The 19,603-nt window shown below is 67.5% G+C and carries 20 protein-coding genes and 1 pseudogene; 8 read left to right on the top strand and 13 right to left on the bottom strand.

Going from position 1 to position 19,603, the window contains the following annotated elements:
- The first annotated feature begins 32 nt into the window (after positions 1 to 32).
- Together gcvT and LTT66_RS02855 are read left to right on the top strand one after the other, a co-directional pair.
- Complete coding sequence (gene gcvT / locus LTT66_RS02860; protein WP_233063569.1) at positions 33 to 1,133, top strand: glycine cleavage system aminomethyltransferase GcvT; 1,101 nt, start codon at positions 33 to 35, stop codon at positions 1,131 to 1,133.
- A gap of 154 nt (positions 1,134 to 1,287) precedes the next feature.
- A complete protein-coding gene (locus LTT66_RS02855; protein ID WP_043689177.1) occupies positions 1,288 to 2,385 on the top strand; it encodes a branched-chain amino acid aminotransferase in 1,098 nt (365 codons plus the stop codon).
- A 1-nt stretch (position 2,386) separates the two neighbouring features.
- Here LTT66_RS02855 and LTT66_RS02850 read toward each other — a convergent pair whose 3' ends face one another.
- The 5 genes from LTT66_RS02850 to LTT66_RS02830 all read right to left on the bottom strand — a co-directional run bounded on the left by LTT66_RS02850 (position 2,387) and on the right by LTT66_RS02830 (position 7,519).
- On the bottom strand, positions 2,387 to 3,100 hold the full coding sequence (locus LTT66_RS02850) for an MBL fold metallo-hydrolase (RefSeq protein ID WP_181723510.1): 714 nt from the start codon (positions 3,098 to 3,100) through the stop codon (positions 2,387 to 2,389).
- Between the two features lie 133 nt (positions 3,101 to 3,233).
- Positions 3,234 to 3,989, bottom strand: a complete 756-nt coding sequence (locus LTT66_RS02845) for an adenosylcobinamide-GDP ribazoletransferase (protein ID WP_233063567.1) — start codon at positions 3,987 to 3,989, stop codon at positions 3,234 to 3,236.
- 136 nt (positions 3,990 to 4,125) lie between these two features.
- A complete protein-coding gene (cobT, locus tag LTT66_RS02840; protein WP_233063566.1) occupies positions 4,126 to 5,205 on the bottom strand; it encodes a nicotinate-nucleotide--dimethylbenzimidazole phosphoribosyltransferase in 1,080 nt (359 codons plus the stop codon).
- Positions 5,206 to 5,502: 297 nt separating this feature from the next.
- Positions 5,503 to 6,057 carry a bifunctional adenosylcobinamide kinase/adenosylcobinamide-phosphate guanylyltransferase gene (cobU, locus tag LTT66_RS02835; RefSeq protein WP_233063565.1) on the bottom strand — a complete coding sequence of 185 codons (555 nt, stop codon included), beginning with the start codon at positions 6,055 to 6,057 and terminating at the stop codon, positions 5,503 to 5,505.
- A gap of 493 nt (positions 6,058 to 6,550) precedes the next feature.
- Positions 6,551 to 7,519: a helix-turn-helix domain-containing protein gene (locus LTT66_RS02830; protein WP_233063564.1), complete on the bottom strand. Its 969-nt coding sequence runs from the start codon at positions 7,517 to 7,519 to the stop codon at positions 6,551 to 6,553.
- 85 nt (positions 7,520 to 7,604) lie between these two features.
- On the opposite strand from LTT66_RS02830, the gene LTT66_RS02825 reads away from it, so the two are divergent.
- Entirely contained in the window at positions 7,605 to 7,766 is a 162-nt protein-coding gene (locus LTT66_RS02825) for a hypothetical protein (RefSeq protein ID WP_233063563.1), read from the top strand.
- A 490-nt stretch (positions 7,767 to 8,256) separates the two neighbouring features.
- On the opposite strand, the gene LTT66_RS02820 is transcribed toward LTT66_RS02825, so the two are convergent.
- Complete coding sequence (locus tag LTT66_RS02820) at positions 8,257 to 8,928, bottom strand: DUF3043 domain-containing protein (protein WP_408638737.1); 672 nt, start codon at positions 8,926 to 8,928, stop codon at positions 8,257 to 8,259.
- A gap of 197 nt (positions 8,929 to 9,125) precedes the next feature.
- Between LTT66_RS02820 and LTT66_RS02815 the strand changes: the two genes are divergently transcribed.
- Positions 9,126 to 9,476, top strand: coding sequence for a HesB/IscA family protein (locus tag LTT66_RS02815; RefSeq protein WP_181723503.1), 351 nt, complete (start codon positions 9,126 to 9,128; stop codon positions 9,474 to 9,476).
- A 262-nt stretch (positions 9,477 to 9,738) separates the two neighbouring features.
- Positions 9,739 to 10,707 (top strand): carbohydrate kinase family protein, encoded by a 969-nt coding sequence (locus LTT66_RS02810; RefSeq protein WP_043689202.1) that lies wholly within the window; start codon positions 9,739 to 9,741, stop codon positions 10,705 to 10,707.
- Between the two features lie 92 nt (positions 10,708 to 10,799).
- On the opposite strand, the gene asnB is transcribed toward LTT66_RS02810, so the two are convergent.
- A complete protein-coding gene (asnB, locus tag LTT66_RS02805; RefSeq protein WP_233063562.1) occupies positions 10,800 to 12,743 on the bottom strand; it encodes an asparagine synthase (glutamine-hydrolyzing) in 1,944 nt (647 codons plus the stop codon).
- 337 nt (positions 12,744 to 13,080) lie between these two features.
- On the opposite strand from asnB, the gene ctaC reads away from it, so the two are divergent.
- Positions 13,081 to 14,199 (top strand): aa3-type cytochrome oxidase subunit II, encoded by a 1,119-nt coding sequence (ctaC, locus tag LTT66_RS02800; protein WP_228825942.1) that lies wholly within the window; start codon positions 13,081 to 13,083, stop codon positions 14,197 to 14,199.
- 14 nt (positions 14,200 to 14,213) lie between these two features.
- Complete coding sequence (locus LTT66_RS02795; protein ID WP_233063561.1) at positions 14,214 to 14,630, top strand: cytochrome c oxidase subunit 4; 417 nt, start codon at positions 14,214 to 14,216, stop codon at positions 14,628 to 14,630.
- 157 nt (positions 14,631 to 14,787) lie between these two features.
- Here the strand turns inward: LTT66_RS02795 and LTT66_RS02790 are convergent, their stop codons facing one another.
- The 4 genes from LTT66_RS02790 to LTT66_RS02775 form a co-directional block, all read right to left on the bottom strand.
- A complete protein-coding gene (locus LTT66_RS02790) occupies positions 14,788 to 14,943 on the bottom strand; it encodes a hypothetical protein (RefSeq protein ID WP_233063559.1) in 156 nt (51 codons plus the stop codon).
- A 226-nt stretch (positions 14,944 to 15,169) separates the two neighbouring features.
- Positions 15,170 to 15,694, bottom strand: a complete 525-nt coding sequence (locus LTT66_RS02785) for a DUF4254 domain-containing protein (protein WP_233063557.1) — start codon at positions 15,692 to 15,694, stop codon at positions 15,170 to 15,172.
- Positions 15,654 to 16,004 (bottom strand): hypothetical protein, encoded by a 351-nt coding sequence (locus LTT66_RS02780; protein ID WP_233063556.1) that lies wholly within the window; start codon positions 16,002 to 16,004, stop codon positions 15,654 to 15,656. The genes LTT66_RS02785 and LTT66_RS02780 overlap by 41 nt, the downstream gene beginning before the upstream one ends.
- Positions 16,001 to 16,387 (bottom strand): hypothetical protein, encoded by a 387-nt coding sequence (locus tag LTT66_RS02775; protein WP_233063555.1) that lies wholly within the window; start codon positions 16,385 to 16,387, stop codon positions 16,001 to 16,003. The genes LTT66_RS02780 and LTT66_RS02775 overlap by 4 nt, the downstream gene beginning before the upstream one ends.
- 480 nt (positions 16,388 to 16,867) lie before the next feature.
- Between LTT66_RS02775 and LTT66_RS02770 the strand changes: the two are divergent.
- Positions 16,868 to 16,963: pseudogene (locus tag LTT66_RS02770) on the top strand (type VII secretion protein EccB); the annotation flags it as partial.
- Between the two features lie 116 nt (positions 16,964 to 17,079).
- Here the strand turns inward: LTT66_RS02770 and LTT66_RS02765 are convergent.
- Positions 17,080 to 18,321, bottom strand: coding sequence for an IS256 family transposase (locus tag LTT66_RS02765; protein ID WP_233062422.1), 1,242 nt, complete (start codon positions 18,319 to 18,321; stop codon positions 17,080 to 17,082).
- Between the two features lie 668 nt (positions 18,322 to 18,989).
- Entirely contained in the window at positions 18,990 to 19,505 is a 516-nt protein-coding gene (locus tag LTT66_RS02760) for a hypothetical protein (protein WP_233063553.1), read from the bottom strand.
- Positions 19,506 to 19,603 lie beyond the last annotated feature (98 nt).

The raw sequence follows: 19,603 nt of genomic DNA, 5'->3' as shown, positions 1-19,603 counted from the left end.
TACGCGCCGCGGTCGGCGGATAAGCTCGGCGGGTGACCGAGACGAGCCTCCTGCAAGGACCCATCCACGCCGTGCACGTCGAGCTCGGCGCCACCTTCGCGCCGTTCGGCGGCTGGGAGATGCCGGTGTCCTACGCGGGCACGGTGACCGAGCACCAGGCGGTTCGCACGGCGGTGGGTCTGTTCGACGTCAGCCATCTCGGCAAGGCGACGGTGCGTGGCCCCGGCGCCGCGGCGTACGTGAACTCGGCGCTCACCAACGATCTCGGCCGCATCCAGCCGGGCAAGGCGCAGTACACGCTGTGCTGTGCTCCTGACGGGGGAGTGATCGACGACCTGATCGCCTACTACGCCGGTGACGACGAGATCTTCCTGGTGCCGAACGCCGCCAACACCGCGGCGGTCGTCGCGGAGTTGCGCAAGGCCGCGCCCGACGGCGTCACCGTCACCGACGAGCACCGCGAGTACGCCGTGTTCGCCGTGCAGGGCCCGCGTTCCACCGAGGTGCTGAGCGCGCTCGGCCTGCCCACCGACCTCGAGTACATGGCCTACGCCGACGCCGTGTGGGACGGGCGCCCCGTCCGGGTCTGCCGCACCGGTTACACCGGCGAACACGGCTACGAGCTGCTGCCGCGCTGGGGCGACGCCGAACCGCTGTTCGGCGCCTTGATCGAGCGGGTGCGCGCCGCCGAAGGCCAGGTGGCCGGGCTCGGCGCCCGCGACACCCTGCGTACCGAGATGGGCTATCCCTTGCACGGGCACGAACTCTCGCTGGAGATCTCCCCGGTGCAGGCGCGCTGCGGGTGGGCGGTCGGCTGGAAGAAACCGGAGTTCTGGGGCAAGGCCGCTCTGGAGCAGGAGAAGTCGGACGGCCCGCGCCGAATCCTGCTCGGCCTGAAGGCGCTCGACCGCGGTGTGCTCCGGCAAGGGCAAACCGTGCTGAGGGGCGGCGAACCGGTCGGCGAAACCACTTCCGGCACCTTCTCGCCCACCCTCAAGGTCGGCATCGCGCTGGCCCTGCTGGACACCTCGGCCGGCATCGAACCCGGTACCGAGGTCGAGGTCGACGTCCGCGGCCGCCGCCTGCGCTGCGAAACCGTGCGCCCACCGTTCGTCCGCACCAACACCAAGTAACTCCCGCCGCGGGGCGGCCGCGACGGCGCGGTGGCGACTTTCGCCGCCCCGCCGCGCTCGCCTGGTCCCCCGTGGTCTGCGCCGTGCCCCGCGGGGGACCAGGGGCGCGGACCGTGGCGAAATCGCCGGAATCGAGCCGGATAGGATCGTCGCCATGACCGCTGCCGCACAGTTCACCCGTGTTCCGCATCCCGCGCCACTCGCGGCGCAGCGGCGACAAGAGGTACTGGCGGAGCCGGGGTTCGGGCGGTACTTCACCGATCACATGGTCTCCATCGATTACGTCGGCGGCACGTGGACGAACGCGCGCGTGGAGCCGTACGGCCCGCTGGCGCTGGACCCCGCGACCATGGTGTTCCACTACGGCCAGGCCATCTTCGAGGGGCTCAAGGCCTACCGTCAGGGTGACGGCAGCGTCTCCTGCTTCCGGATTGATGCCAACGCCGCGCGTTTCCGCAGGTCGGCTCGCCGTATGGCGATGGCGGAGCTGCCCGACGAGCTGTTCATCGAGTCGGTGCGCCAACTGCTCGAGGTGGACCGGGACTGGGTGCCCGCGGCGGGCGGCGAGGAATCGCTGTACCTGCGGCCGTTCATGTTCGCCACCGAGGCCGGACTCGGTGTGAAGCCCGCCGCGGCGTACAAGTACCTGTTGCTCGGTTCCCCGGCGGGGGCGTACTTCCCGCGCGGTGTGAAGCCGGTGCGGGTCTGGCTGTCCACCGAATACGTGCGCGCCGCGCCGGGCGGCACCGGCGAGGCGAAGGTCGCGGGCAATTACGCCGCTTCGCTGCTCGCCCAGGCCGAGGCAACGGCCAAGGGATGCGATCAGGTGGTGTGGCTGGACGCGTGTGAGCGCCGCTACGTCGAGGAAATGGGCACCAACAACCTGTTCTTCGTCTTCGGGTCCGGTTCCGAGGCGCGGCTGGTCACGCCGGAACTCTCCGGCTCGTTGCTGCCGGGCATCACTCGCGATTCGCTGCTCACCCTTGCCGCCGATTCCGGCTTCCCGGTCGAGGAACGCAAGATCTCGGTCGAGGAATGGCGCAAGGGCGCCGAATCCGGTGAGATCACCGAGGTTTTCGCCTGCGGGACCGCCGCGGTGATCACCCCGGTCGGCTGGGTCCGTTCCGGTACGGGCGAGTTCACCATCGGCGGCGGAGAGCCCGGCGCGGTCACCATGGCTCTGCGCGACACCCTCACCGGCATCCAGCGCGGCACGTTCGCCGACAAGCACGGCTGGATGCGGCGTATGTGACTCAGCCCGGCATCAGCATGTGCCACTGCTCCAGCGTCTGCGGACGCATGACGTAGTTTTTGTCCCGGACAGTGGACAGTGCGGCGCTGGGTTCCTGCGAATACCAGTGGCCCGGGTAGACGACCGGGTCGCCCGCCAGTCCGGCCAGGTAGCGCAGGCTGCGGAACATTTCGTCCGAATCGCCGCCGGGGAAATCGGTGCGGCCGCAGCCGTCGACGAACAGGGTGTCGCCGGCGATCAGGCGGTTGTCGAACAGGAAGCATTGGCTGCCCGGAGTGTGTCCGGGCGTGTGTAGTAACTCGATGTCGAAGGCCCCGACGGTGACCTTGTCGCCGTGCTCGTGACCGGTCAGTTCGCTTTCGGCGATACCCGTGACATTGGCCACCCACGGCAGCTCTTTGGCGTTGACATGCACTGGGACGCTTGTCTTTTCGAGGAGTTCGCGCACCCCGCGCAGGGTGAAGCCGAGCATCGTGCCGCCCACGTGATCGGGGTGGTGGTGAGTGGCGAGCACGCCGCTGAGCCGCAGACCGTCTCCCTCGGCGATGTCCACCAGGTCACCCGCCGCGTATGCCGGATCGATCACCACGCATTCGCCTGTTTCCCGATCGCCGATCAGATACGCGAAGTTACGCATCTGCGTCGCGATCGGATCGCCCACGGCGTAGTCGCGTCCCGACAACAGCTGGCGAAAATACAGGCGTTCAGAAGACATACCGCCCACCTTATTGCCCGACCCAGACGATCCGCGCGCCGCGGCCGGAAAAATTCCAGTGACCCAGACTCTCGGGCGGTTCCGAACTGGACCAATGTCCAAGTCGGCATGTCGAATCTACGGCGCAGGCGGGTCAGACGGTCTGGACCGCGAGGGACAGGACGGCCGCGGTAACCGCTACGGTCGTCTCGACCGCGGCGCCGAGGACGTCACCGGAGACTCCGCCGAAGCGGCGGGCGCAGTGCCGGACCAGGATCGCCGAGGCGGCCAGGCCGAGCGTCACGGCGAGGGGCCCGAGCCAGGGGTAGCCGGAGACGGCGAAAACGGCGAGGGCGACGGCGGCCACCGGCCAGCACACCGCGGCCACAGCCGATTGCGTGTCCGCGACCAGAACGCCGAACCCGGTGCCCGGAGCGGCGGGAATGCCCCGGCAGGCCAGGATCACCGCGACACGGCCGCTCGCCACGGCGAGGGCCACCGCGAGCCATCTGCCCGAATCGGCCAGGGCCGCGAACGAAAACGCTTGCACCCCAATGGTGAACGTGAGCCCCGCGACACCGAAAGGACCGGCCCCGCCGCTCTTCATGATCTGTCTGGCCCGCTCGGGCGGCCCGTAGCTGCCGAGCCCGTCCAAGGTGTCGGCCAGGCCGTCCAAGTGCATACCCCTGGTGACCAACGCCAGTGCGCCGACCGTCAGCAGCCCGGCCAGCGAAGCGCTCGTTCCCGCCCGGGTCAGCGCCCAGAGCAGGCCCGCGGCCCCCGCGCCGAGTAGCGCGCCGACCAGCGGCGCCAACAGGATCGCCCGCCGCGCCGCGGATCGATCGACGTCATCGGGCCCCCGTACCGGCAGTACCGTGAGCCAGGAGATCGCCAACCGAACCCCGTTCACGCCCAACCTCGTTCGGCAGGCGGTACTCGGCGCGTGTTGCCGGAAACCTGGTCGATGACCGGCGGCGGTGCCGGGTTCTCCCGCGTCCCACCCGGCGTCGACGGGTGGAGTAAGGCGGCGCAGGGGCGGGAAGACTTCACTTGCGCAGGTTCGGCGCGGGGGTTGCCGGTTCGGGTTCCGCGGTGCTGACGCCCGCCTCGGCGAAGGTGGACATCTCCGTGAGAGTCGCCACCGCCGAGCGGAGGATGGGAAGTGCTGTCAGGGCGCCGGAGCCTTCGCCGAGGCGCATGGTCAGGTCGACCAAGGGTTCGAGGCGCAGATGTCGCAGCGCGAGGTCGTGTGCCGGTTCGGTGGACCGATGGCCGGCCAGCCACCAGGCGCTCGCACCCGCGGCGAGGTCTTCGGCGACCATCGCCGCGGCCGTCACGACGACGCCGTCGAGGATGACGGGCGTGCGCCGGGTGGCGGCCTGGGCGAGGAACGCGGCCATCGCGGCGAAGTCGGCGCCACCTGCCACGCGAAGGAGTTCGACCGGGTCCTTCACCACCGGGCGGGCGCGGCGCATCGCATCGCGGATGGCGGCGACCTTGCGGATCCATCCGGCGTCGTCCACGCCGGTGCCGCGGCCCACCGCGGCGACCGGTTCGGTATCGGTGAGGCTGGCGATGAGCACCGTGGCCGGAGTGGTGTTGCCGATCCCCATGTCGCCCGCGATCAGCAGGTCGGCGCCCGCGTCGATCTCCTCGTCGGCGATGGCGCGGCCCGCGGCGATCGCCGACTCGACCTCCGCGGCGGTGAGCGCGTCCTCGCGATCGATCGACCCGCTGGAGCGACGCACCTTGTGCTTGGAAACCTGCGGGTCGGTGTCGGCGTCGACGGAGAGATCGGCGACCCGGACGGTCGCGCCCGCCACGGCCGCGAGCGCGTTCACCGCGGCCCCGCCGCCCAGGAAGTTCGTGACCATCTGCGCGGTGACCTCGCTCGGATACGCCGACACCCCGTGCCGCGCGACGCCGTGATCCCCGGCGAACACCACCACCCGAGCGCGCTCGAACTGCTGGGGCGGGCACGCGCCCTGGCAGGCCGCCACCCAGTTACCGAGTTGCTCCAGTCGGCCCAGTGCCCCATGCGGTTTGGTCAGCTGTGCCTGCCGCTGCTCGGCCGCCGCACGAAACTGTGCGTCCGGAGGCGCTACCGGTCCGAATCCGTGCGTCACTATCGAGCCTTTCGGTCATGGCGGTTCCGCCGACTACGCCGCCCAATCTTGCCATTGCCCGCCCCGCCGTCGGCTGGACGTCCGGCCCCGCCGCACCCGCTCGGCAGTGCCGCCGGGGCCCCGAGCCGCTCGATGGCTTGCTCCGATTCCGGCCAGCGGGGTGCGAATGCGCGGTTGCGATGTGTGCGGAGATGTTCAGCGCGGGCCTGACCTCGCCGCTTGACGGGCTGATCGGTGCGGGACGACTGCCCGGCAGTCGGCTCCTCGCAGGGCGGGCACGTGCGAGGGGGCCTGTTGCTATTTGAGCCGGAGCGGGAGACCGGCGATGACGAAGAACGCTTCGTCGCAGACCTGGGCCAGGCGCTGGTTGAGGGTGCCGATCTCGTCGCGGAAGAGGCAGCCGGAGCGCGTGGCGGGGATGACGCCCATGCCGACCTCCGGGCTGACGATCACGAGATCACCGGTATAGGCGGCGACGGCGGCGACCAGCGCGTCGGTGTCGGGGGAGACCGTGCCGCGCGGGGCTTCCCAGGCGTCGCGCGCGTCGATGCGGGCGGTGAGCCAGGTGCCGATGTCATCGATCAGGGTGCAGGCCGAAGGCGTGGATTCGGTGAGAATCGTTGCCGGATCGGCGCTTTCGATGGTCGACCAGCCCGTCGGGCGCCGCCCGCGGTGCTTGGCGATGCGCTCGGCGAAATCATGGTCGTCGGGATCGGGCATCGCGGTGGCGAGATAGCGCACCGGGCCTCCCGCCCGCACCGCCAGGTCCTCCGCGAACGCCGACTTCCCGGACCGCGCGCCACCGAGAACGAGGGTGCTTCGTGGCGCTGCGGACGTGGGGTTTTGTGACACGGGTGCACGGTATCAACCGAACAGCGGACCGCTGCACGTCTGCGGCTCCACCGCACCCCGGCGTGCCGCGCCGAGACGCATCTCTCGCGGACCGCCATGACACCGGGCTGAAAGGTGCTGGGGAGCTCTGGTCGGGACGCCGCGCGGGCGGATCGAGGTATCCGATCCCGAAGCGTGGTTGTGCGGCCGCCGAGGCAGCATTTGTCGATCCGTCTCGCCCTGGCAAAGCCGGGCTAGGGCGCGTCTCGCGGACTCCAGGGGCATCCGCCCGCCGGGAGTGTGGTGGCAGCTCTGGTCGGGACGCCGCGCGGGCGGATCGAGGTATCCGATCCCGGAGCGTGGTTGTGCGGCCGACGACCGCAGCATTTGCCGATCCGTCTCGCCCTGGCAGGCCGGGCCAGGACGCATCTCGCGGACCCAGCGGCACCAGGTGGAGTCGCAACTCCTATCGGGGACGCCGGGCGGGCGGAGCTGAACACGGGCCTCGGCGAAATCAGGCCGGTTCTTCCGGGCTGCGGCCGAAGTGGCGGCGGTATTCGGTGGGAGCGATGCCGACCAAGCGTTGGAAATGGTGGCGCAAGAGGGCGCCGGAGCCGAAGCCGGAGCGGGCAGCGATGTGCTCCAGCCCGAGGTCGGTTTCTTCGAGCAGCTGCTCGGCCAGTAGTACGCGCTGGTTGGTGAGCCATTTCACCGGAGTGGTTCCGGTCTCGGCGGCGAAGCGGCGGGCGAAGGTGCGAGTGGACATGTTGGCGCGGGTGGCCAGGTCTTCGACGGTGTGCGGCAGGTCGAGATGCTCGTTCATCCAGGCCAAGGTGGGGGTGAGGCTGTCGGAGGTGCAGGGGGCGACGGGGCGTTCGATGAACTGGCGCTGCCCGCCGTCGCGCTGCGGCGGGACCACCATGCGCCGCGCGATCGCGTTGGCCACGCCGCTGCCGAGTTCACGCCGCACCAGGTGCAGGCAGGCATCGATGCCCGCGGCGGTGCCCGCGCTGGTGATCAGATCACCTTCGTCGACGAACAGCACGTCCGGATCGACGGTCGCTTCGGGGTACTCGTCGGCGAGTTTCTCGACATAGCGCCAGTGGGTGGTGCATTTGCGGCCGTCGAGCAGTCCGGCCGCCCCGGCCAGGAAAGCTCCGGAGCACACGGTGAGCACCGTCGCCCCGGCTGCCGCCGCGTCGCGGACGGCGGCCACGACCCGCGGATCGAACCCGCGGTCGGTCGCGGCGGCCGGGATGGCGACGAGATCGGCCGCCGACAGCTCCGTGAGCCCGTACTCCGGTGTGACGGTTATCCCCGGACTGGTCGAGTGCAGCGGGACGCCCGGCTGCGCGCCGCACACCCGGAAATCGAAGGCGGGCAGTCCGTCGGCCGTACGGTCCAGCCCGAAAACCTCACAGATGACCCCGAATTCGAACATGGCCATGCGTTCGGACAGCACCACGGCGACCTTCGACAGCATGCCGCCAGTCTACTGGCCGTATTTTTACGAACAATGTCAGTACCGCCACTTTCGGCGGTAAATCATGGAACGCAAAATTACTGCCATGGCTACTTTCCTCGTCTCCCTGGCAGTCATCGTGGCTTTCGCCACAGTCATCGCCCGCAGCACGGGGCGCGCGGGCTCGTCGGACGTCATCGACCGCGACGCGCAGCGGCTGCACTCCGAGCTGACGGCAATGCTCGGCCGGGACAACCACCACCGCTGAGCAGGATGGAACGGGCCGCCTCGTAAGCAACGCGTGCAGCCATGTGCAGCGCGCCGTCGACGGCGCCGCGGCCAGGAGCGATGAGCACGGCGGTCAGTCGGCGGGCTGCACAACCCTTGTATGCCCCCTTCGCGCCGCCCCCGGCCCAACCCACCCGATTTCGAGCGAAGCGAGAGCGAGCATGCGTGTTTCACGGTCCGCTCACGTCCGAGCGACCGCCGCGTCCGCGACGCCGTCACCGGCCGCGGCCGGGCCGAGTCAACAGCCGACCACTAGGACGAACCGCGCGCATCGATAGTGAGTTCCATACCTACGCGCCCAGCGCACCGCAACCACAGGTTTCGAGCGAAGCGAGACCGAGCATCCGCCGTTCGCGGCCCGGCTCGCGTCCGAGTGGCCGCCGCGTCCGCGACGAAGTCGCCAGCGGCGGCCGCTCGGACGCGAGCCACAAAGGGGCCGCGAACACCCAGCGCCGCAGGCGCTGGAAAAATCACACAGCGTCGCCCGGGTTGACGCGCGGTTTCGGGGCGCGCATCTTGCGGATCTGGGAGGCGCGGACGAAGGCGTACCAGCCGAGTCGGTAGCCGATGTCGGTGGTCTCCGGGAAACGCTCCCTGACCCGGCCGTTCACGACGCGGCCGAGCAGGAAGCCTTCGATCCCCATGAACAGCATCATCACGAGCATGGCCAGCGTGACGATGGTCTGCAGCGCGGGCGCGACGAACATCGACAGGATCAGCACCAGCGCCATCGGCATGAACAGGCCGACCAGGTTGCGCCGGGCGTCGACGATGTCACGGACGAACGCCCGGACCGGACCCTGGTCGCGGTGCGGCAGGTATTTGTCCTCGCCCGCGAGCATGCGTTCGCGTCGATCCGCGGCGGCCTCGCGCCGTTTGGCGGCGGCCGCCTTGCGCTCCTCCTTGGTGCCCTTCGTGGCCTTGCGCCGGGCTCGGGCTTCCTTCGCGGTGAGCGGAGCGGGTGCTACCGGTCCGCGGCGCTTGCTTTGTGCGTCACGGCGTTTCGGGGTGGGTCGGCCCTTGCCCGCGGTGGCCGTCGTGGCCGTGCGGGTGGTGCCCGCGGCCGAGTCGCCGTCCGTGACCACCGTCGATTCGGCGGTCGCGTCGGTGGTGCTGGACTCGCCGCGACGGAACAATTTCACATCGACCAGGCTATTCGATGGGCTGCGCGGCGGGAAATGCGGTCCGATTCGCCGGGAGTGTGCGGGCTCACGCAGGTTGCGTGTCACCGCGGATCAGGTGATGGCAAGATGGAGGAATAGCAGCCGGCCGAGTGGTGTTGACAAACACGACCCGTGCGCTGTTCACGGGTTGACCACAGGTTCCTCGAGGAGAGTTCATGACTGTGCAGAACGAGACCGCCACCCACGGTGTGACTCTGACCGACGCCGCCGCCTCGAAGGCGAAGGCACTGCTGGACCAGGAGGGACGCGACGACCTGGCGCTGCGGATCGCGGTGCAGCCGGGTGGTTGTGCCGGCCTGCGCTACCAGCTGTTCTTCGACGACCGCTCGCTCGACGGCGACCTGACCGTCGACTTCGGCGGCGTCAAGCTGGCCGTCGACCGGATGAGCGCGCCGTACGTGCAGGGCGCCTCGATCGACTTCGTCGACACCATCGAGAAGCAGGGTTTCACCATCGACAACCCGAACGCCACCGGCTCCTGCGCCTGCGGCGACTCCTTCAACTGAGCCTGCTCGCCTTCCGGGGCTCGAGGCCGTACCGGTCGGGAGACGTAGGTCTCACGTTCAGGTCGTGCGTCGGGTGCCGCTCGAGTTCTGGGCGGTCCCGACGAGTTACCCATGTCTCGCGAAATCAGTTGCCTAATTTGAATATGCGCGTGCGCAGCTGCGCCCGAATCGGTGAGGCGGATCCGCTACGGTGAGATCGAGATCGGGACTTCGTCGTCCCGGTCTTGACCGCCTGCCGCCTACAGTTGAAGGGCCCAGCCACGTGTCCATCGCCGTTTCCGCGTCCATTGCGACCGACCACCTCATGCGTTTTCCCGGACGGTTCGCCGACGTACTGCTGGCCGACCAGCTCGACCACGTGTCGCTGAGCTTCCTCGTCGACGATCTGCAGATCCGTCGTGGTGGCGTCGGCGGCAACATCGTCTACGCCATGGGCCTGCTCAATCGCGCGCCCCTGCTCGTCGGTGCCGTCGGCGCCGATTTCGGCGAGTATCGCGCCTGGTTGGAGAAGCACGGCGTGGATTGCTCCACCGTGCTGGTGTCCGATCGTGCGCACACCGCCCGCTTCGTCTGCACCACCGATGACGACATGGCCCAGATCGCGTCGTTCTACCCCGGCGCGATGAGCGAGGCTCGCGACATCTCCATCGCCGAGCTCGCCGAGACCCACGAGTTCGACCTCGTCCTGGTCGGCGCCAACGACCCCGAGGCGATGCTGCGGCACACCGCCGAGTGCCGCGAACTCGGCATTCCGTTCGCCGCCGATCCGTCCCAGCAGTTGGCCCGCCTGGACGGCGACCAGTCGGTGCAGCTCATCGACGGCGCCGCGTACCTTTTCACGAACAAGTACGAGTGGGCGCTGCTGCTGCAGAAGACCGGTCTGAGCGAGGAGGAGGTCGCCCAGAAGGTCGGCATCCGCGTCACCACCCTGGGCGCGGAGGGGGTGCGGATCGTCGACCGCGACGGCACCGAAGTGACCGTCGGTGTGGTGCCCGAGACCGAGAAGGTCGAGCCGACCGGTGTCGGCGACGCCTTCCGCGCAGGCTTCCTCACCGCGCACACCGCCGGGCTGAGCCTGGAGCGTTCCGCGCAGCTGGGATCGCTGATCGCCGTGCTCGTGCTGGAGACCATGGGCACCCAGGAGTGGACGCTCAACAAGGAGTCCGCGCTGGAGCGCCTCACCCAGGCATACGGCCCCGAAGCCGCGGCCGACATCAAGCCGCTGCTGTAGTTATCGGCACTCACCACAATTCGACACACTGGGGCCCGCCGTCATCGACGGCGGGCCCCAGCTGTACACAGCGCGATTACCGATCGGGCAAGCTATAGCGAAACGGGGTAGACCGGTTCCTGGATCTCCGGCTTGATCCGGTCTTCGACGAAGATGCCGTGCCACACCATGAACACCAGCAGTGTCCACAGCCTGCGGCTGTGATCGGCGGTCCCGGCCCGGTGCGCGACCAGCATCTCGCTGATCGCGGCCTTGTTCAGTAGGTGGTCGGTCTGCGACTCGGCGATCTGCTGCTGAGCCCAGTCGTAGAGTTCCGTCCCGCGCAGCCAGTGCCGCAGCGGTACCGGGAAGCCGAGCTTGGCGCGGTGCAGCACGTGCGCGGGCACGATGCCCTCCAGCGCTTGGCGCAGCGCGTACTTGGTGGTCTCCTTGGTGATCTTCTGGTCGAACGGCAGGCCCTCGGCGACCTTCAGCACCTCGGAGTCCAGGAACGGCACGCGCAACTCCAGCGAGTTGGCCATGGTCATCTTGTCGGCCTTGACCAGGATGTCGCCGCGCAGCCAGGTGAACAGGTCCAGGTGCTGCATGCGGGCCACCGGGTCCCAGCCACGGGACTGGGCGTACAGCGGCGCGGTGACGTCCTGGTGTGTCCACTCCGGCCGGAACTCGCGCAGCACCGCGCGCAGCTGCGCGTCGTTGAAGCTGCGCGCGTTGCCGTAGTAGCGCTCCTCCAGGCTGAGCGAGCCGCGGTGCAGCAGGCTCTTGCCCCTGGTGCCTTCCGGAATCCGGTCCGAAAGCCTGCCCGCCAGCCTGCGCAGTCCGCGGGGCAGCTTCTCGAACGGTTTCAACGACAGCGGTTCCCGGTAGATGGTGTATCCGCCGAACAGCTCGTCGGCGCCCTCGCCGGAGAGCACCACCTTGACGTGCTTGCGCGCTTCCTTCGCCACGAAGTACAGCGGAACCAGCGCCGGGTCGGCCACCGGGTCGTCGAGGTACCAGACGATCTCCGGGATCGCCGCGGCGAACTCGGCGGGGGAGACCACCTTCACCACGTGCCGCGCGCCGATCGCCTCGGCGCTCTCGGCGGCCACGTCCACCTCCGAGTAGCCCTCGCGCTCGAACCCGGTGGTGAACGTGATCAGCTTCGGGTTGTGCCGCATGGCCAGCGCGGCGACCGCGGTGGAGTCGATGCCGCCGGACAGGAACGAGCCGACCGTGACGTCGGCGCGCATGTGCTTGGCGACGGAGTCCTCGAGCGCCGCGGCGATCTCCCGGTAGCGCGCCGCCGCCGAACCCGGCGTGAACGGGCGCACCGCGAACTTCGGGGTGAAGTAGCGGGTGATCTCCGCAGCCGCGCCGGGCCGCACGGTGGCGTAGCTGCCCGATTCGAGCCTGCGCACGTCCTTGTGCAGCGTCTCCGGCTCCGGCACGTATTGCAGCACCGTGTAGTGCTCCAGCGCCCGCGGGTCCAGCGCGTCGCTCAGCCGCAACGCGGGCAGCAGCTCCAGCAGGCTCTTCTTCTCGCTGCCGAACGCGGTGCCGCCCGGTCCGGTGGCCAGGAACAGCGGCTTGATGCCGAACGGGTCGCGAGCGAGGAACAGCTCCCTGGTCTCGGTATCCCAGATCGCGAACGCGAACATGCCGCGCAGGCGGCGCACCGCCTCGGGGCCCCAGTAGTGGAACGCCGCGACGATGGCCTCGCTGTCGCCTTCGGTCCGGAAGATCTTTCCGTCCGGGAACTCCTCGGCATGCGCCTCGGTGAGTTCCGCGCGCAGCTCCAGGTAGTTGTAGATCTCGCCGTTGAAGGTCAGCGCATAGCGGTCGGGCTGCCCCGGCGGGCCCCAGCGCAGCGGCTGGTGCGAGTGCTCGATGTCGATGATGGACAAGCGGTTGAAGCCGAAGATCACCCGGTCGTCGTGCCAGGTGCCGCGCTCGTCCGGGCCGCGGTGCCGCACGCAGTGCAAGGCGTCGTAGACCTGCTCCACCGTGTCGGGTGCCGCCTCGTCAGATGCCAGGAATCCGAGCAGTCCACACACGGCGTCGGCAACCTCATTTCTCGCAGTCGGGATACGCGCTCACCGGATGGCGCGCGAGGGGACGAAATCTAGTGTCCGAGTATGCCGCACCCACCGGATTCGCGCGTCGTGCGCATCGCGTCCCGGCCGGAATCGCTGGTGACGGTGATCCGGGTGCGCTCGGCGAGGTGTCGAAGCCGACCCGACGACGAACGGGGGGTGCGTTTGGTCTACGCTGCGTAGTACTCAGGTCTCTCTCAGGCGACCCGCGCGGACGCGCTGGCCCGGAGGGCGTCCTGAAACGAGCTTAGGACGTATCGTCGGGGCCGATCGCAGCCCCGCACGATGCACTGTCGGAATGTGTGGCGACCAGGAAGGCGTGAGCGTGGCGCACAAGGCGAGCGAAGAGATCGGGGCACGACCCGCCCGGGGTCGGCAGGGCCGCATCCTTCGGCGGGCCGGGCTGGCGGTGTCCTTGGGGATCACCGCGCTGCTCGTCTCGGGCTGCTCGATCGACAATGTTTGGCTGCGGTTCGGCTGGCCCTCGGGTATCACGCCGCAGGCCACCCGGATGCGGGAACTGTGGACCTGGTCGGTTGTCGCCGCGCTGGCGATGGGCGTGCTGGTCTGGGGCCTGACCTTCTGGACCGTCGCGTTCCACCGCAAGAAGGCGGACTCCCCGGAGTTCCCGCGCCAGACCGGCTACAACGTGCCGCTGGAGCTGACCTACACGGCGATCCCGTTCGTCATCATCGCCGTGCTGTTCTACTTCACCGTGGTCGTGCAGAACTACGTGCACGAGAAGGTGGCCGACCCGGATGTCACGGTCGACGTGACCGCCTTCCAGTGGAACTGGAAGTTCGGCTACCGCAACGTCGACTTCAAAGACGGTTACAAGTTCGACGGCATCGACACCGCGCGTGAGTCGCTGAGCCAGGAACAGCTCGAGGAGTACCAGGAGCGGACCGAGGACGGTCACCCGCAGCCGGGCCCGGTGCACGGCAAGCCGGAGAACGACATCCTGTCCTACCTGCACTACGACAAGGTCGAGACGATCGGCTCCAGCAACGAGATCCCGGTCCTGGTGCTGCCGACCGGCAAGGTCATCGAGTTCCAGCTCGCCGCCGCCGACGTGATCCACGCCTTCTGGGTGCCGGAGTTCCTGTTCAAGCGCGACGTGATGCCGAACCCGAAGGAAAACAACTCCGACAACGTCTTCCAGATCACCAAGATCGAGAAGGAAGGCGCGTTCGTCGGCCGCTGCGCCGAGATGTGCGGCACCTACCACTCGATGATGAACTTCGAGGTCCGCGCGGTCACGCCGGAGAAGTTCACCAAGTACCTGGACGCGCGCCAGGCGGGCAAGACCAATGCCGAGGCGCTGGAGTCCATCGGTGAGTCCCCGGTCGCCACGTCCACCACGCCGTTCAACACCAGGCGCGATACCAAGAGCGCGGCCTCGGCCGAGAGCAAGTGAGGATTTGATCTGACATGAAGATCGAAGCGCGGATTTTCGAACTGCTCACGGTGTTCTTCATCATCATCGCGGTGGTGTACGGATTCTTCACCGGCCAGTCACGCACCGGCGTCGAGTGGGCGGGAACCACCGCCATGGTGCTGACCGCGGGCCTGTCGCTGATCATCGGCACCTACTTCCGGTTCGTCGCCCGTCGTCTCGACCTGCGCCCGGAGGACTACGAGGACGCCGAGATCGTGGACGGCGCCGGCGACCTGGGCTTCTTCTCACCCGGCAGTTTCTGGCCGATCACCCTGGCCGCCGCAGGCTCGGTGACCGCCCTCGGCCTCGCGTTCTTCCAGTTCTGGCTGATCGGCATCGGCGTGGTCTGCGTGCTCGCGGCTGCCGCGGGGTTGGTGTTCGAGTACTACCTCGGGCCGGAGAAGCACTGAGCTGAAGACCTGCTGAAACGGCCCCATCGGAGATCCGGTGGGGCCGTTTCGTCTGTACGCATCTCCGATCGAGATTCACCCGGAATAGGTGAAAAAATTCTCGACTCCGGGTTCATACACTGCTGACCGCAGCTATTGGATCAGCGCGGCCTGAAGCTCAATGCCGGTACGCCCGCACGGTGAGGAGGAGACCATGACTCAGTTCCTTGATGGCTCGGGCCTGTACCAGATTCTCAATCCACAGGCCGGCGGTGCCGCGATGGGGCAGAATGTATATCAGGGCGACCACGACCGGACGTTCCCGCAGCTTCATCGGGCTCATCCTAGGTTGACGCGCGAGGGCGGTTCCCATCACGAGCAACATCTGCGAGGCCCGCGCCCGCACGGTCGGGTGAGCGTTCGTTGCGAAGAAAGCAGCAGTCGGTTCCGATGCCGGTCGGCGGGCGTGCCGCCAGTCGCCGACCGGACTGTACATGTGCGCGGTGGGCGCGAGCCGACCGCTGCTCACAGAGGCAAACGGGCCACTGCCCAATCACCTATCAGAAGATCGCGGTCGGTTGCTGAGACTTACGTGCGCATAGCCGATTGCTGAACCACGCAGCTCGGGAGGCGGCGGGTTCCTGCGGTGAGTTCAAGGCTAGGTCGCCGTAGCCGAGTGAGAGTTCTGCAAGTTGTTGCCATACGTAGTGCATATGCGGCTGCCGTGTGTCGCAGTTCAATGCGGTATGGGCAAGCACGGAGTACTCGGCGAGTCGGTCGACCACCGCGCCGATCGTCTCGGTGTGCATGTATGCCGCTCCCAATGCCTGCGGTGAGGAGGACGCCACCCAGCGGTCGATATGCCGCATCAGTCTTGTGCGATGGTGGTCGATGTCCTGCCGGGCCGGGTAGCGAGTATTCAGGCGTGCTTCGTGGAGTGCGGCGAGTTCGTACGCCGCCTCCAGGACGGGTGCGGTTGACGGATGCACCCGGTGCAGGCGTCCAGGAGAGAGTTCTTCGACGGAAGAAGTGGCCCGCTGCTGTTCAACGTTCGCTCCCCGTGTCCGATGGGTGAAGCTTGTCATGTGCGAGCGCGGTGAGTCCGTCGAGAACTTGTTGAAATGTCTGCGGTTTCGGCAAGCTGGCGCAGATCGAACGTCGGTCGGTGTCGGTGTTCTCGGTGGGGAAGGAGATGCCGCGCACGTACGCCCGCTCGCGTGGGCTCAACTTCGGCGGCGTGATGCGGCCGTGGTAGACGAGCATGTAGTACGCGACCCACTTCCACGCGCAGAGATCGATCCGGCAGGCGCGGTGACGCTGCATCTGCCGATGAGCGATTGCGACCTCGGCGATCGCGCAAATGCTCGGTGGCGCAACAAGGGTAGCTTCACTCATCGGGTCGCCCCGATTTCGACATCGGCCGAACGCGCCCAAGTGCTTTGCGGGCAAACGGTTTCCAAGTCGTAGCCTTCGTCGCAGATCAGCGCCGGACGGTTGTTCACCTGCTCCAGGTCGAACACAAAGATGATTTCCACGCCGAGCCCGGCGGCCATACCGAGCGCATACCCGATCGGGTCGTGCTCGTCGGCCGGCGGCCGGACCGTGTACACGTACTCGAATCCCAACGAACGTGCGTGGCGCTGCACCTCATCGGCGTGACGTGGTGCGTGCGATCCGGATACGTCGGTACGCACAAACCCGATGGCCTTCGGCCGAGCGCTGATCGACGGCGCCATTATGTCAGCGGTAGGTGGATTGATGATGCGGGTGTAGTTCATAGTGCCCCCGGAGAATCGGTCGTTGGTTGGATCGTTCGGCGTCCGGTGCCCTCGACGAACGAGCGTGGTTCGTGCGACGGCTTACGACTGTCGGGCTGGCTGAATGGCCGAGCGGATCCGCCGTCACGGTCCTGGCCGCGCCGCCTGACCGACCTCTCGGAAGGTCCCGGACCACACAGTCCGGGACCTTCCGCGCGTCGAAGTCCACTACGTCGAACTTGGATGGACGGTGGAGGCGATGTAGAGAACGTCGAGTTAGGTGCCAGTCGCGTCATCCTGACGCTCTCCGGCTGGGCTCCTTCCGATCCGGAGTCCCATGGCTCGTGCCGCACCGTCAATCTTCCGCCTTCAGGTGGTGCGTGCGTCCTGTCGTGGATCAGCTGGGGACCAACCCGTGGTTGGCCGTCGGATTAGCGCTGGGGAGGTGTCGCGGGGCTAGGGTATGTCGGCAAGTTGTGAGCACTGGTCGGGGGAGCACTTATGCCTTCAAAACCCACTACTCGTTGGCAGGTGAGCGGTTACCGCTTCCTGGTCCGGCGGATGGAGCATGCCCTGGTGCGCCGGGATGTGCGTATGCGGGGCACTGAGAACTGAGCAGGATTGAGGTCGAGCCAGGCGGCGCGGAGAGCGTCAGATGGTCAAGTCCAGGGGCGTGGTGTAGGAGGGGCGGTCACCGCTGATCCGGTTGGTGGTCAGGCGGTGAGGGCTGGGGTGGTGGTTTCCTCCTGTTCATTCGGGTTGGTGTCGGTGGTGGTGCGGGATCGGGTCAGGACGTCGAGGCCGAGGTAGCGGCGGCCTTCGATCCATTCGTCGTGTTGTTCGGCGAGCACGGCGCCGACGAGGCGGATGATCGCGGCGCGGTCGGGGAAGATGCCGACGACGTCGGTGCGGCGGCGGATCTCCTTGTTCAACCGTTCTTGGGGGTTGTTGGACCAGATCTGGCGCCAGATCTGTTTGGGGAAGCTGGTGAACGCGAGCAGGTCGGCGCGGGCGGTGTCGAGGTGGTCGGCGACTTTCGGCAGTTTCTCGGTCAACGCGTCGAGCATCCGGTCGTATTGGGCGGCAACTGATTCCGGGTCTGCTTGATCGAATACCGAGTGCAGCAGGGTCCGCACCCACGGCCACGACGTTTTCGGACACACCGACATCAGATTGACTGTGTAGTGGGTGCGGCAGCGCTGCCAGCTCGCGCCGGGCAGGGTGGCGCCGATCGCGGCTACCAGTCCGGCGTGTGCGTCGGAGGTGACCAGACGGACTCCGGTCAGGCCGCGGGCGACCAGGTCCCGGAAGAACGACAGCCAACCGGCTCCGTCCTCACCTGAGGTGACTTGGATACCGAGGATTTCGCGGTAGCCCTCGGCGTTGACGCCGGTCGCGATCAGGCAGTGCACGTTCACCACCCGCCCGTTCTCCCGGACTTTCAGCACCATGGCGTCGGCGGCGACGAAGGTGTATGGACCTTGATCCAGCGGACGGGTGCGGAACGCTTCGACCTGGGCGTCCAGGTCGCGGGCCATCATCGACACCTGCGACTTGGACAGGCTTGTGATCCCGAGGGATTCGACAAGCTTCTCCATCCGCCGGGTGGATACTCCGAGCAGATAGCAGGTGGCGACCACGCTGGTGAGTGCGCGTTCGGCGCGTTTGCGGCGCTCCAGCAGCCAGTCGGGGAAGTAGCTGCCCGATCGCAGTTTCGGGATCGCGACGTCGATCGTGCCGACCCGGGTGTCGAAATCACGATGCCGGTAGCCGTTGCGGGAGTTGACCCGCTCGGGCGAGCGTTCGCCGTAGCCGGCACCGCACACCGCGTCGGCTTCGGCGCTCATCAGCGACTGGATGAACGTCGAGAGCATGGTGCGCAGCAGGTCAGGGCTGGCGACGGCGAGTTGATCGGACAACAACTTCGACGGGTCGATAGGCTCGACAGAGGTCATCGCGTGAACTTCTCCTTCGTTGAGCTTGGCGGTTCAAGAAGGATCACGCGGTGACCGCCCACTATCCGGCTACGACACGCTCACGCGGTCGCTCCGAAATCGCTGGTACACCACTCTGCCGGACGCAACCCGTCAGATCGAGGTGCCGGTCCGCTTCATGCTGACACTATCCGGCTGGGCTCCTAACCTTCTGATCCGTAGTCAGATGCTGGCGGGGCCCGTGTCGATGACAGCCGAGGCGGGCTGAGCGGTCAGAGGTTGCGTGGACTGCCGAAGTGGTTGCAGCCCGCGGCGATCGGCGGCCAGGACACGACCCTTGCGGCACGCCCGACAGCTGTAGGAGCGATGGTGGGTGCGCAGGTGGCCGCAGGGGATGGCGCTGACGATCACCCGGTTGGGTCCAAATGGGTGGCCAGCGGGGCAGATGTCCGGTTAGGGATGCGCCCACCGGAGCGGGTGCAGGTGGCCCGACGACGCGGACCGATTCGAGTGCGCCTGCGGGTGCGAGTGCGCCGATTGCGACCCGAACCCGCGATCACCAGCCGAACAATTTTCACCGGCGCCTGCTCGAAGTCGGTCACACCCCGATCCTGCCCGCCACGGATGGAGTGATCACCACATATTGCGGTCGCGGCACCCCAGCCCTGTGGGCAATGAGAGATTCGGTATCAGCGTGCGCCGCTGAATCCGCTGATGAGGTATTTGGACGGACCCGCGGGATTGCCCCCTCGATCGAACCAGCCCGTGGCCGGCCAGTTTGGATGAGACCCGAGAAGAACGTGCGCGGCAGTCGGTGTTATGCCGATGACAAATATCGACTCGGGAAGCCAACCATCCGCGGTGTCGATCATCTTCATGTGGATGCGCAGATTCGCGTGGTCAATGCTCGCTCCGGATACGTCGAACCTGTAGCTGTCGGTTCGGCCTCGTGCTCTCTCATCGTGTGGGAGCTCAGGGAAGCGTAGGACGAGATCTTCCCCCGGCCGTTCGATTTGGAGTTCGAAGTTCGCGTCCGTGTCAGCGGTCCCTACGTTCTTCGTTGTGTGGACGACGAATATGGTGTTGACCTGAACCATCGCTGTCTTCCTTCCATGTGGGGCTATGCAGTCGCCCACAAGCGTTCCTGGGCCTTTCCCGGTTGGCGCGAGTACCCAGCTACTCGTTTCGAAGTGAATCGAGGTCATCGAGGTGGAGCCGAAGTCTGCGCACGGGATAGTGCCTGACACGGGAGTTCAGGATCCGCCGGATCCCGACCACTGCCAATTGGGGTACACCCCAGCAC

The sequence above is a fragment of the Nocardia gipuzkoensis genome, from assembly GCF_021183645.1.
GTDB classification, from domain to species: Bacteria; Actinomycetota; Actinomycetes; order Mycobacteriales; family Mycobacteriaceae; genus Nocardia; species Nocardia abscessus.
This window is presented reverse-complemented; position numbering and strand designations above follow the sequence as displayed.